We start from the raw sequence: 13,552 nt of genomic DNA, 5'->3' as shown, positions 1-13,552 counted from the left end.
GGACAGGAAGAAAATAGACAGCATATGAAAACTACTTTTAAAATCATTGGAATGACCTTTCTGGTGGCCATACTGGCCACCGGAGGGACTTTTGGGCAGCAGCTTCCGCAGTTCAGCCAGTATATCTTTAACGGGTTGCACATTAATCCGGGGTATGCAGGCTACAAGCAGGAGGGCTATATACAGTCTACCTACCGCAGCCAGTGGGTTAACTTCCCGGGAGCCCCTGAGACCTTCACGGTGACAGCGGATTTATCCGCGAACGAAGGGACGATGGGATTCGGGGTATCGTTTCTGAACGACAAGGTGGGTCCTACCAGGACCACCGGGGGCTTGTTGACGTATGCCTACAGAATACAGACCGGGACGAACAGTTACCTGGGATTGGGAGTGAGTGCAGGCTTTTCGCAGTACTCGATAGACGGCAGCGAGCTGGATCCGAATGACTGGCCTGATAGTGAAATTCCGGACGGGAGGATCAACCTGACCACCCCGAACCTGAATACAGGTTTGTTTTTCAACACGAATAACTTCTATGCCGGATTTAGTGTGTACAACATGATAGGGAGGAAAGCACTGGAAAATGAGGATGTGGCTCTGGCCTACCATGACTTTCATTTTTACCTTACCGCCGGAGCCATCTTTGATTTTGGGGAGACGGTAAAATTCAAGCCGAGCTTCCTGATCAAGGAAGTGAAGGGAGCTCCTACCAACTACGATCTGAACGCGATGTTTTTATTTGCAGAGCGGATTTGGGTGGGTGGATCCTACCGGAGTAACATGAAGATCTGGAATGACAATTTGCAGGAGAATCTGAATAATCGAAATGCAGTTGCGGCGATTGTTGAGATCTACGCGACCAAGCGTTTAAGATTAGGCTACGCCTATGACCACAACCTGAATGTGCTGAGCAACTACAGAAACAACTCCCATGAGCTATCTGTAGGTTACTACATCACTCCAAAAACCGCAGTAATGAAAAACCAAAGATGGTTCTGATTATGAAAAAGACAGTTACAATACTCAGTATTACCGCAGCCATGATCTTTGGATCAGTAGGAGTTACAGAGGCGCAGAAGAGCAAGATCCGTTATGCAGACAAGCAGATGGAGCTGATGAACTATACGCATGCTTTGGAAGTGTATGAGCAGGCTTATGCGAATAAGCCAACGTATGCTACGGCCAAAAAAGTAGCCGGGGCAGAAGATGTGATTCGTGATTATGATAAGTCGTACGAGTGGTGGAAAACCACGGTTGGCTATGATGAAGCGACTAATTCGGATTATACCCAGTTTCTTAGAGCGGCTCAGCTGACAGATAATTTTGATGAGGCAGTAAGTATCATTGAAGCAAAAGGAGTATCAGCTGACAGTTTGGATGTAGCTAAATTATTGACTTTGAAGAGTAAGCGAAAAGTTAAGCTGGAGCCAGCTGAAGGGCTGAACTCCGCCGGTTCAGATTTTGACTTGGCGGTAGACACCAATGGAAACAAATATTTTGTGTCAGACCGGGGAGGGAGCTATCCCAGTGAGATGCCAAGTTTGAGGTTTGACGCCAAGAATAAATATTTCAGTGATGAGAAAAGTGATTTCACAGACCGGGAATATTTTTCGGTCTATAAGCAAGATTCGGAAGGCAATGTAACTGAGTTAGTTTCAAATGTGCCAGGTACATACAACTTTTCAGATCCAAGTTACGACAAAGGGCAGGGAATGCTGTTCTATTCGGTAACCAGAGACATCAAGAAAGTACGCAAGCGTGATGACATCGTTGTTCAGCCGGAGATTTACTACAGCAAGTTAAATGAAGACGGTACAATGGAAGGATTCTCCGCGGTACCGTTCAATGACTCCTTACGCTATGCAGTAATGAACCCCTATGTGGATGAGGAAGCCAAGCGCTTGTATTTCACTTCGGATATGCCTGGTGGAATGGGTGGGACAGACCTGTATTATGCCACGTATGATGCGGACATGACTTTTGGAGCTCCGGTCAACCTGGGCGCTACCATCAATACTTCCGGCAATGAATCACATGCCTTCAGGAAGGGTGATAAATTCTACTTTAGCTCCACGGGACATCCTGGGGTGGGAGGTATGGATGTATTCCAGTCTGATTATACAGCTACCCAATTTAGCAATGTACAGAATATGGGCATGCCGATTAACTCCTTAGCTGATGACTTTGCCTATCGTGTAGTTTTAGATGAAGATGGCAAAGAAGAAGTATACCTATCTTCCAATAGAAAGGGAGGCCAGGGACTGGATGATATTTACACAGTTCAGGATGTATATAAGCAATTCTTGGCAAGAGTGATTGATTGTGAGGGACTGGTAATCAGTTCCAGCTACATGGCTACATTAAGGGATAAAACCCAAAATGGAAACGTACAGACTACTCGTGGTGATACAGGTGAGCTTCTTGCGGAACTTGAGCCGGACAGTGACTTTGGTATCGTGATTTCGAAGCCTGGATACTTCAGTGTGACTGACGAGAGTATTACTACGAAGGGTTTTGAAGGCGACACGGTAAAAAGAGAGTATACATTGATCGCTATTCCTTACCAGTTGCCGGTTTATGTGGATATCGTGTATTATGACCTGGATAAGTTCAAGATCAGGGATGATGCAAAACCGGCCTTGGATAAGCTTGGAGAAATGATGAACAAATATCCATTCCTGGATCTACTAGTCGCTTCGCACACAGACTCAAGAGCAAGTGACGAGTACAACATTATTCTTTCCAACAACAGAGCAAAAGCAGTGACCGAGTACATGGCACAGCATAACATATCTGCCGATAGAATCAGACTGGAATGGTTTGGAGAGCAGGAATTGGTGAATGATTGTGGAAATGGTAAGCCATGTAGTGAAGCAAATCATCAGATGAACAGAAGGTCAGAACTCATCTTGGAAGCCTTCCCAGATCCAAGTAAGCAATATGAAATTCCTGAGAGCTTTAAAGATCTTAATTTCTGTGATCCGGAGTCTTTATTTGAAGATATCCAGAAAGAGCTTGCTGCAATTCCTACCATCTACTTTGACTTTGACAAGTCGATGTTGAGATCGGTACACAAGAAAGAGCTTGAGCGTACAGCAATAATGTTGAAGCGTATGCCAAACCTGATGCTGTACATAGAAGGGCATACAGATCAACGGGGTTCGGACGAATACAACAAACCCCTATCTGAGCGCAGAGCAGAAGCAGTGAAGAAATACCTTACAGAAAGAGGTATTGAGGACAACAGAATGGAAGAAACCTGGTTTGGGGAAACCAAGCCAATAAATGACTGTACTGAAATTACCTGTACTGAGGCGATGCACCAGTTGAACAGACGCACCGAACTTCGGGTAGGCAAGACATCCTTTACCTATACAGGCAGGAAAAAGAAAGTTGATACGCTGTAATACGTTATTGATGTGAATAGTAAAATGTAAAAAGAGTCCCGCATTTGTGGGACTCTTTTTTGTTTAAATTTTTCTAAGAATTAGGGTTATTTTATAATTTTTGAAAATCTAATTAATTACATTTTGTAAGTAATGGTTCACTCTATGTTTTTAGAATATTACCAATAAATACAGATATACATTCTTCTATTAAAATCTTTAATAGGTGGCTTTTAAAAAGTGTTTTCAATTATCTTAGGAAAAACTAGGTAATAAACCATTTGAAATGATCAATAAAGCACTTTTCTTGTTTTTTATCGCGTTCGTCATTGGAGAAAAGGTGATGGCACAATTCGACACGAGAGGAACTGACTACAAACTAGTTTGGCAAGATGAATTTTATGTTAATGGTCAAGTGAATGCAGACAAATGGTCATTTGAAAATGGCTTTGTAAGAAACAATGAACTTCAATGGTATCAGCAGCCAAATGCCATCGTAGAAGATGGGAGGCTGGTAATTACAGGACGCAGAGAACAAGTAAAAAACACGAAATTTGATGCTGAGAGTACCGATTGGCGAAAAAATCGAGAGTTTGCAGAATACACCTCCTCCAGTATCAATACCCGTGGGAAGTACGAATTCCAATACGGCATCATGGAAGTTAGGGCAAAGATAGACACAGCTTTAGGTATGTGGCCTGCGATTTGGACTTTGGGAATTTCGAAGCCCTGGCCGTCGAATGGTGAGATAGATGTGATGGAATTTTACCGGGTAAAAGGCGAAGCTACTATCCTAGCCAATGCAGCCTGGGCCGATGAAGGACAATACAATGCCAAATGGGATGACGCGAAAATCCCATTGAGAAACTTTCTTCAAAATGACCCTGAGTGGCCAAGTAAATTCCATTTCTGGAGAATGGAATGGACCGAAGATTCCATAAAACTCTTTTTAGATGATGAATTACTCAATGAAGTTGATCTTACCAGAACTGTCAACCCAGATGGTTTTAACCCCTTTCACCAGCCTCATTATATCCTGTTAAACCTTGCCATTGGAGGCAATAATGGTGGTGATCCTACTTTTTCTAAATTCCCAGGAGAATATGTAGTGGATTATGTCCGGGTTTATCAGAAGTAGTTTTGTTTTTAGCTAAGCTATCTCTCCAGAAGTAGTTTTTTTGGTGGATAATGCTGCTTGTGGGGAAGTATCACAACAGACAGCTGTCCCACTAGATACAGCGCTATAATTCAATAGAATGCCGTACCTAAAGGCACGGCAAGTTTGGTGTCAATTTCTTTTTACCCATAGTTTGTGCCTTAAGGCAAGAAATGTTTTGTACAAGACTTAGGGATAATGAAGGAGTGTAGTTTTCTTTTGTGTCCTTTGCGAAACTCTCCGCGGTCACTGTGGAATAAAAACCTTAATCAAAAGTCTTCGAACTATCCGAAACCATTTCGTTGATTTCAGCCATCTCCTTTTCTGTCAAGTCTCGCCATTTTCCCACTGGAATATCCAAGTGCACATTCATGATTCTGATTCGTTTCAATTGAACCACTTTAAATCCAAAATGCTCGCACATTCTACGGATCTGCCTGTTCAAGCCTTGCTTCAGGATGATTCGAAACTTGAATTTGCTGATGCGTTCTACTTTGCAAGGATCAGTTACCGTATCCAAAATAGGAACTCCAGCTCCCATCAGTTTGATGAACTCATCATTCACAGGTCGATCAACGGTGACGATGTATTCTTTTTCGTGGTTGTTTTTGGAACGAAGAATCTTGTTAACAATATCACCTTCACTTGTCAAAAAAATTAATCCTTCACTGTCTTTATCCAATCTTCCAATTGGGAAAATCCGCTGTGAGTGACCAATATAATCTATAATATTATTTTTTTCCCCTTTCGTATCAGTCGTGCTGACAATTCCCACCGGCTTATTAAAAGCGATATAGGTATGCACTTGTTTTGGCTTTCCTACTGACTCTCCGTCAACTGCCACCACATCGCTTGGGCCTACTTTAGTACCAAGTTCAGGTACTTTTCCGTTGATGGTGATCCGGCCTTCTTCCAACAATTTGTCTGCGGCTCGTCTGGAGCAAAAGCCAACTTCACTTAGGTATTTATTGATTCGTATGTATTGTTCTTCTCCCACTGGAAATCGAAAATGAATTTGAGTTGCAAGTTACATAATAGATATTTACCACTGAGGGCCTGGAGGGTAACGCATAGAGCGCGACTGGATTATTTGAATCACTCAAATCCAAATGAGTTGGGTCCTCTGCGAAACATTTGTGCACTTTGTGTTACAAAACAAAAAAAGCGCAAATCCGAAGACCTGCGCTTTTGAAATGATGTATTTGAAACCTACTCGCTTTTAACTGGGATAACTGGCTTCGGAGTCTCCGCTACCAAAATTTCAGGCTCACCTGGAATAATAATCGTTGCCAGTCTTTCCATATATTCTGCTTTGGTAGATTCAAAAGCAAGTTTGTTTGCTGATGAAATAGGCTCAGAAGGTGGAATCTTCTCTCTCAACCAATCTTCCTGCTTGCCATTTTTCCAAAATCTAAAGCAAAGATGTGGTCCAGTAGCCAAGCCGGTGCTCCCCACATAACCAATTACCTGACCTTGCTTGATGCGTGTTCCTGGTTTTATGCCTTTTGCGATTTTAGACATGTGCAGGTATTGCGTAGTATAGGTGCCGTTGTGCTTGATTTTTACATAATTGCCATTTGCAGAGGAGTAGCGTGCATCGGTAATTGTCCCCTCACCTACTGATCTGATTTCTGTACCAGTAGGAGCTGCGTAATCTGTCCCTAAATGTGCTTTGTAACGTTTTTGAACTGGGTGAAATCTTTTTAAACTATACCTAGAACTGATTCTTGAGTATTTCAAAGGATCTCTCAGGAATGCTTTTTTGAAGCTGTCACCATTTTGGTCGAAGAAGGCGATTTCGCCATTTTGCTCAAAAGGAATTGCATAATATGGAGTTCCTTTGTGCTCAAAAAATGCCGTTTGAATATCCGAAACTCCCACAACAACTCCGTCAATCACTTTTTCTTGGTAGGAAACCTTGAACTTGTCGCCTTTTTGCAAGGCTCCAAAATCAATAGACCAACCATACAAATCAGCAAACTGATCGATAATATCATAGGTGATTCCGAGACCGGTCATATCAGCCGAGAGATTGGAATTGATAATTCCGCCAGCTTCTTTGGTTCTGAATTCTGCAGGCTTTTCAGCTTTATAAATGTCAATCGAGTCCAAATTGAAGACTACATATTCTGCTGGATTTGGCTCGTAGATAAAAAATGCTGCCTGAGCTGAATCAGCAGGAGTGACTACCGTGAATTTCCTGTTTGCTGCTATTCCTCTCACGTCAAAAATCTCCTTTGACTTCTTCGCGATTTGATCGATAATCTGGTAGGGGACGTTGAAAGGTGCTAGGATTGACCCTAAAGTCTGATTTTTACTCACTGTGCCTTCTACAATATTCAACCCAGTTACGTTGATTCCGTAGAGAAACACCTGATTTTCAAGAGAATCAATAAGCGGCGGTTCTACGATCTCAGCTTCCTTTTCTTTCTGAAAAGGCAGGTCGAAAAATTGGAGTGAAGATGCTGCACCAATGGTGATAACGAGTGCAGCAATTCCTATCCAGGTCTTTTTCATTAATCTATTTCTATTTGGGGGAGGTGAAATTTATCTCAATAAGGCAAAAAAGGGCTTTTTATCCAAGACTTGGGGTATAAACCTTTCGCTCGCACCGTTTCAACTATCATACCAACGATGAAAAAATGCTGTTATTTTTTATAAATATGTTTTGGGCATTTATTAAAGTTTAAAAGGGCTACCAAACTTCCTAGACTTCGCTAGGCCACGCCGCACTTTCCCCTTCCTGCTCAAGAACTAGCCATCAGGCCACCTAGCGAAGTTGAGGTGCGAGTATTTTATAATGATTACTGATCAAATTGTAGATAGCTACATAAATCACAAGGCTTCCTTCTTATTTCACTTTTCATAAAGAATAGAGGGGTTTTTCGGGAAAAATGGAAGGAAATCACTGAAATAACTGCTAATCCTTCAATGATTCGTGTGTTCTCACGGTCATTTCTTTATCTTTGACCTCCCAAAAAAAACTAAAATAACATGCTGAGAACGCATACTTGTGGCGAACTACGCCTGGATCATGTAAATCAAGAAGTAACGCTTGCCGGCTGGGTTCAGCGGGTGAGAAATAAAGGAGGACTTATCTGGGTCGATCTTCGCGATCGTTATGGTTTGACCCAATTGATTTTTGAAGAGGATTCCAGTGAAAAAGCATTGTTGGAGAAAGCGGCAGAGCTTGGGCGTGAGTTTGTCGTTCAAGCAACCGGAAAAGTAATTGAGCGAACTTCCAAAAACGATAAGATTCCAACGGGTTCTATCGAAATCAAAGTGACTTCACTTGAAGTGTTGAATGCCGCGAAAGTTCCTCCGTTTATCATTGAAGATGAGACAGACGGAGGCGATGAGCTCCGAATGAAATATAGATATCTGGATCTTCGTAGAAATGTAGTTCGCGAGAAACTTCAACTGCGTCACAAAATGATGCAGGAGACTCGCAAATACATGGATGCGCAGGACTTTATAGAGGTGGAAACGCCTGTTTTGATTAAGTCAACTCCAGAAGGAGCACGTGACTTTGTGGTTCCTAGCCGTACCAATCCAGGTGAATTTTACGCATTACCGCAGTCACCACAGACTTTCAAGCAATTGTTGATGGTGTCAGGTTTTGATCGATATTTCCAGATTGTGAAGTGTTTCCGTGATGAAGATTTGAGAGCAGATCGTCAGCCTGAGTTTACTCAGATTGATTGTGAAATGGCTTTCGTAGATCAGGAAGATATCCTAAATACGTTTGAAGGCTTGACCAAGCATCTTTTTAAAAATGTAAAGGGCGTTGAGCTGGAAGAAGTGAAGCGAATGACTTACGCCGATGCCATGAAATTTTATGGTAATGATAAGCCGGATGTACGTTTTGATATGAAGTTTGTTGAGCTGAATGAATTGGCTCAAGGCAAAGGATTCAGCATTTTTGACCAAGCAGAATTGGTAGTTGGGATCTGTGCCAAAGGTGCTGCTGAGTATACCCGTAAGCAATTGGATGCGCTGACTGACTGGGTGAAGCGCCCTCAGATCGGAGCTAAAGGCATGGTTTACGCCAAATACAATGCAGACGGGACCATCAAATCTACCGTGGATAAGTTCTATTCTGCCGATGATCTTCAGGATTGGGCAGATGCATTTGGAGCAACTCAGGGTGATCTGATGTTGATCCTAAGCGGAGATGCGGATAAAGTGCGCAAGCAACTTTCTGAGCTTCGTCTGAAAATGGGAGAGGATCTTGGACTTCGTGATCGCACAGTTTTCAAACCACTTTGGGTCATGGATTTTCCATTGTTGGAATGGGATGAGGAAACTGCCAGATTCCATGCTATGCACCACCCCTTCACTTCTCCGAAGAAAGAAGACATTGCTTTGCTGGATACCGATCCAGGAGCTGTAAGAGCAAATGCTTACGATTTGGTAATTAATGGCGTCGAAATAGGCGGTGGTTCCATACGTATTCACGATAGAGCTACTCAGCAATTGATGTTCAAGCACTTAGGTTTCTCTGAAGAAGAAGCGCAAAAACAATTCGGATTCCTCATGGAAGCCTTTGAATATGGAGCGCCACCACATGGAGGAATTGCCTTTGGTTTCGATAGATTGTGTGCGATTTTCGGTGGTTCCGACTCGATCAGAGATTACATCGCCTTCCCTAAAAACAATTCCGGAAGAGATGTGATGATCGATTCTCCTAGCAGTATCGCTGACGAGCAATTGAAGGAATTGTCCATACAATTGGCGGTAAAATCGTAAAGGCAAAATATTATATTCCGTGGGCGGTGTCCCCACAGACCTTAACATAAATTCATTTCGGTAGGTAAGGACACCGACCTAGGCAAAAAAAGCTGTTTCAGAGATGAGGCAGCTTTTTTTGATTGGTTTTTAGGTTGTTTAAGCTCGATTAATTTTCTAGCTGTCAAGATGTCTCCACTCAATTCCTAACTTCCATTTACTATAAGTTTCGATAGGATAGAATTCCTGGTAGATTATCAGCAAATGGAAATAGCTGATTTTTAACGAATCGAAGGAAATTTAGCTGCACGATGCGTTCGCTGAGTATTTCTAATTTCTTTAGTTATCAAAACTATTTATTATAAGTAATGCGCTTTGGCTAGCTTATTTTTAAATACTTTTCGTTAGAGTATAACAATCATTTCCGCTATGAAACTAGTCATTTATCAAATTCATCTTTTACTGCTCTTCGTGATTGCAGCCTGTGGTAATTCTGGAGTATCTACAGATTACCTAGCTGAAGTATCCAATTATTCAGAACTTGAAGGCTCAGACCAAATGGCATCAAGCCAGCCTCCTACCGAGTTCACAGAGCGAAAAGTTATTCGCGAAGGCAGCATTAACTTTAAGTGTGGAGATATCTTGGAGACTGAGACGTTTTTGAGAAAAGAGGTGAAGGAACTTAATGGTTTTATTTCCATGGAATCTAAAAATGCCTACGGAGAACGTACCGAGAAAAGTATGACGATCAGAGTACCTTCGGAAAACTTTGATTTATTGAATGAAAAGATAAATCTACATGCGTTGAAAATTGATAACGCTACAAGTAGCAATGAAGATGTGACGGAACAATACATTGATGTAGAGGCTAGGCTTAACGCCAAAAAAGAGTTGGAAAAGCGGTACACTGAATTATTGCAACAAGCGAAAAATCTGGAGGAAGTTCTCGGACTAGAAAGAGAGTTAGCCACTGTGAGAGGAGATATAGAATCACTTCAAGGCCGAATAAACTACCTTCAAAATCGGGTAAGCCTAAGCACGCTGCATGTCACTTTCTATCAGGAATCAGAAAAAGCCTTTGGGTTCATTTCTAAGCTAAGGGAAGGAGTCAAAAATGGCTGGAAAAATCTCCAATGGTTTGTGATATTCCTAGTTAATCTTTGGCCATTTTTTCTAGCTATGGCAGCACTTCTATTTTTTCTACTGAGAAAAAAGAAAACTCCCCCTCCAGTAAAATAACCTCAAGTCAAATTTGAAGAATGAGTGCTAGACTTTATGTAAAACTATTTTAACTTCCCCGATGAAATCGAGCATGACTAAAATGTCACACACTGGCATGATTATAATCGCTGCGAGATTCCCCCGAAGAAAAATCGGGACAGGCTATGTGGCCTATAAAAATCAAATTATAAACAGATGAAATGCCCATGAGAATGGCTTCTCACTCAGGGAAATGTTTATTCAGGGCATTCCATATGACTGCTAAAAAACAATTATAAACAGATGAAATGGATACGCACCTTCCTAGTTCTCCTTCTTTTTGCAGGCTGCCTTCCAGAGAAAAGAGAATTTCAGCTTGATCTTGAAGAGCTTTCGATTGAGAGAATCCACGAGCTATATGCTTCGGGTGTAATGACCTCCGAAACGCTAGTCCAAGCCTACCTGGCTCGCATAGATTCCATAAATCCTAAAATCAATGCATTGACAATTGTAAACCCAAAAGCACTGGGAATTGCAAAAGCCTTGGATGCTGAATATCACAATACCGGAATTCTCCGTCCGCTTCATGGCATTCCCATGATCGTGAAGGATAATATCAATACAGTTGGTATGCCGACAACTGCAGGTTCACTGGCTTTGGCAGATTTCTATCCAGAGACAGATGCATTTATCATACAGAAACTAGAGGATGCGGGTGCAATTATCATTGCGAAATCAAATATGGCAGAATGGGCATTTTCTCCCATGCATTCCGAAAGCTCTACAGCTGGAACTACCCGAAATCCATATAATTTAAACTACGTGCCTGCAGGATCAAGCGGAGGAACAGGTGCTTCAGTGGCTGCAAACCTTGGAACTATCGGACTTGGAACAGATACTGGTAATTCCATTCGAGGACCTTCCTCACATAATTCCTTGGTTGGATTCAGAAGTACACTTGGACTGGTGAGTAGGGAAGGGATTGTCCCACTTTATCTTCGAAATGACGTCGTTGGACCTATGTGTAAGACAGTTGAAGATGCTACCAGAACGCTTCAGGCGATGGTGGGAATTGATCCGAAAGATCCTTTGACTTCCTATTCCGAAGGAAATGCTGAGACTGATTACATCCAATATCTCGATAAAGATGGTTTGAAAGGAGCACGAATTGGCGTATTTAGAACGCTAAGTGAGCAGGATCCAGATCCTGAGATCTCAACACTTTTTAATCAGGCTTTAAAAGACATGGAAAGTTTGGGAGCCGTGATTGTTGACTCAGTCGCGGTTCCAAATTTCGATGAGTTGAGGCAAGATCAATGGTGTCATGCTTTTCGAGAAGATTTGGAAGATTTTCTTCAAACCTATGTCAAAAGGGATACAATGAGGAATTTGGAGGATGTGATTCGGGTAGGAACCAAATCGGATTTTGCACGACAGCGGATAAGTTCCTTCCGAGGAGATTCTTTTCGCAGAGGAAACCCAGAAATCCCATGTGGAAATGCCTATGAGGATGAGCGCAGAGTTGCTTTTCGCGAAGCGATTGAGAAGACTATGGATTCCTTAAAACTAGATGCATTGGTCTACCCATCCTGGAATAACCTTCCTGCGAAGATTGATCAATTCCAAGAAGAATATCGAGGTGACAATTCCCAGATTATTTCTCCTGCTACAGGTCAGCCTGCCTTCACTGTGCCGATGGGCTTTAGCTCAGGAAATCTTCCTGCTGGCCTTCAGTTTCTTGGCAGAATGTATGCTGAGCCAACATTGATACGACTGACCTACAGCTACGAGCAAGGCACTAAACATAGAGTGGCTCCGAAACTTTAAGAATAACTACTAGCCATTAGGTGCAATTGGAGTTTCGATTGCTGATTTATTTCTAATGGATCAGAATCATAAAAGTTTAATTATTAATTTCTTGTCGATCATAACGACTTCAAGCCGGTTTTCTTTCCAGTTTGGTCTGCCAAGGTCAATAATTTCAATTTTGCCATTAAATAGCCTGTGGAAATTCGAAATAGCTGAGTATTATTCTTAATTCTTTTAATTGTCTCATTGTCCTAAGTTAGCTTAAAGTTGGCTGGATTATATGCGATCTTATGCCCATGACTATCATCAACTGGGCGATAGCATATGTGCCCATAATCAGAATGCCAGCATCCTGAATTGGAAGATAGAATTTATCCAAAGCGATCAAACCATCGGAAATAAAGAAAAGACTAGCTCCAATGAAAACCTGCCAAAAGGAGGCTGGATTGCACTTGCCATATCGCTCTCTGGCTGTAGTCACCATGCTCACAATCGTAATAATGTAGACAATCACAGGAATCTTCAATGCGCCAAGATTCGGATTGATCATGTAGAATGTGAAGGCTGCCAAAAAATAAATTGGGAGATTGACAAAGAAGGTTTTTACAAAATTCACATTAAGAAGAGATTCCGGAGCTTTTTGAGCGACCTTGAATCCAATGATATAACAGACATGGGCAAGCAGAAAAGCTCCGATTCCATAGATGAATAGGTGATCCCATAATAGTAGGATATCTCCAAGTAGGGAGAAAATCAAAGCTCCTAAAATAGATTTGGATAGTAAAGTAGAGGAAATTGGTTTGGTAATTTGGTAGAAATACCCAATTAACCCCAAAATAATCAGAGGTTTGGAAAAAAATCTCAGCTCTATTTTTTGCTCAATAATAAAGGCTAAATCGACTAAAGTCGCGAATAAAAACAGGTAAAGCCAAAGGACATTTTTCTTTTTCAAGTGAAGGATAATTTTGAGTAATTTTTAATAGACGTAATTTTTATTTGAGTTATCAACTTATTCAAAATATATTATCGATAACAGCTCATTTTCCAGTTTTCAGTAAATCGGGGGTTTTCTGAAATTTTATTCTAAAATAAGCCTACTTTTCTGGGTAGAAAGAATGCGAAACAAATCTTTTTAGACTTTTAGCAGAATTTTATTCACCTCTCTATGTTAAGAAATAGTTAAAATTAGTGAAATTTGTATCGAAAAACTTAACGGTATGTACCCGCAGTTCAGCGCGGGTGAATTTACCTTTGTAGGGAATAATTTCAAACC

9 protein-coding genes are annotated in these 13,552 nt (G+C 41.5%); 6 read left to right on the top strand and 3 right to left on the bottom strand.

Translation table 11 applies throughout. From position 1 onward, the window contains the following. The first annotated feature begins 24 nt into the window (after positions 1–24). From ACPUEN_RS13480 to ACPUEN_RS13470, 3 genes are all read left to right on the top strand, one after another. Positions 25–999 carry a PorP/SprF family type IX secretion system membrane protein gene (locus ACPUEN_RS13480; protein ID WP_425636424.1) on the top strand — a complete coding sequence of 325 codons (975 nt, stop codon included), beginning with the start codon at positions 25–27 and terminating at the stop codon, positions 997–999. 2 nt (positions 1,000–1,001) lie between these two features. Further along, positions 1,002–3,407 carry an OmpA family protein gene (locus ACPUEN_RS13475; protein WP_425636423.1) on the top strand — a complete coding sequence of 802 codons (2,406 nt, stop codon included), beginning with the start codon at positions 1,002–1,004 and terminating at the stop codon, positions 3,405–3,407. A 265-nt stretch (positions 3,408–3,672) separates the two neighbouring features. After that, positions 3,673–4,524 (top strand): glycoside hydrolase family 16 protein, encoded by an 852-nt coding sequence (locus ACPUEN_RS13470; protein ID WP_425636422.1) that lies wholly within the window; start codon positions 3,673–3,675, stop codon positions 4,522–4,524. Between the two features lie 283 nt (positions 4,525–4,807). Here the strand turns inward: ACPUEN_RS13470 and rluF are convergent, their stop codons facing one another. Together rluF and ACPUEN_RS13460 are read right to left on the bottom strand one after the other, a co-directional pair. After that, positions 4,808–5,539 (bottom strand): 23S rRNA pseudouridine(2604) synthase RluF, encoded by a 732-nt coding sequence (rluF, locus tag ACPUEN_RS13465; protein ID WP_425636421.1) that lies wholly within the window; start codon positions 5,537–5,539, stop codon positions 4,808–4,810. 212 nt (positions 5,540–5,751) lie between these two features. Continuing rightward, the gene (locus ACPUEN_RS13460; RefSeq protein ID WP_425636420.1) at positions 5,752–7,059 is read right to left on the bottom strand and encodes a peptidoglycan DD-metalloendopeptidase family protein; all 1,308 of its coding nucleotides are present in this window, start codon (positions 7,057–7,059) and stop codon (positions 5,752–5,754) included. A gap of 477 nt (positions 7,060–7,536) precedes the next feature. Between ACPUEN_RS13460 and aspS the strand changes: the two genes are divergently transcribed. The 3 genes from aspS (at position 7,537) to ACPUEN_RS13445 (ending at position 12,297) form a co-directional block, all read left to right on the top strand. Next, positions 7,537–9,291, top strand: coding sequence for an aspartate--tRNA ligase (aspS, locus tag ACPUEN_RS13455; protein WP_425636419.1), 1,755 nt, complete (start codon positions 7,537–7,539; stop codon positions 9,289–9,291). Positions 9,292–9,699: 408 nt separating this feature from the next. Next, positions 9,700–10,509: a DUF4349 domain-containing protein gene (locus ACPUEN_RS13450; RefSeq protein WP_425636418.1), complete on the top strand. Its 810-nt coding sequence runs from the start codon at positions 9,700–9,702 to the stop codon at positions 10,507–10,509. 264 nt (positions 10,510–10,773) lie between these two features. After that, entirely contained in the window at positions 10,774–12,297 is a 1,524-nt protein-coding gene (locus ACPUEN_RS13445; protein ID WP_425636417.1) for an amidase, read from the top strand. A 238-nt stretch (positions 12,298–12,535) separates the two neighbouring features. Here ACPUEN_RS13445 and ACPUEN_RS13440 read toward each other — a convergent pair whose 3' ends face one another. Then, positions 12,536–13,231, bottom strand: coding sequence for a lysoplasmalogenase (locus tag ACPUEN_RS13440; protein ID WP_425636416.1), 696 nt, complete (start codon positions 13,229–13,231; stop codon positions 12,536–12,538). Between the last annotated feature and the right edge of the window lie 321 nt (positions 13,232–13,552).

This window comes from Algoriphagus yeomjeoni (assembly GCF_049821175.1).
Taxonomy (GTDB): domain Bacteria; phylum Bacteroidota; class Bacteroidia; order Cytophagales; family Cyclobacteriaceae; genus Algoriphagus; species Algoriphagus yeomjeoni_A.
The sequence above is the reverse complement of the archived record's forward strand: the minus strand, read 5'-3'. Positions and strand labels throughout refer to the sequence as shown.

Coding starts and splice junctions, on each gene's coding strand:
- ACPUEN_RS13460 (WP_425636420.1), bottom strand. CDS start 7,059: ATGAAAAAGACCTGGATAGGAATTGCTGCACTCGTTATCACCATTGGT.
- aspS (WP_425636419.1), top strand. CDS start 7,537: ATGCTGAGAACGCATACTTGTGGCGAACTACGCCTGGATCATGTAAAT.
- ACPUEN_RS13450 (WP_425636418.1), top strand. CDS start 9,700: ATGAAACTAGTCATTTATCAAATTCATCTTTTACTGCTCTTCGTGATT.
- ACPUEN_RS13445 (WP_425636417.1), top strand. CDS start 10,774: ATGAAATGGATACGCACCTTCCTAGTTCTCCTTCTTTTTGCAGGCTGC.
- ACPUEN_RS13475 (WP_425636423.1), top strand. CDS start 1,002: ATGAAAAAGACAGTTACAATACTCAGTATTACCGCAGCCATGATCTTT.
- ACPUEN_RS13470 (WP_425636422.1), top strand. CDS start 3,673: ATGATCAATAAAGCACTTTTCTTGTTTTTTATCGCGTTCGTCATTGGA.
- ACPUEN_RS13480 (WP_425636424.1), top strand. CDS start 25: ATGAAAACTACTTTTAAAATCATTGGAATGACCTTTCTGGTGGCCATA.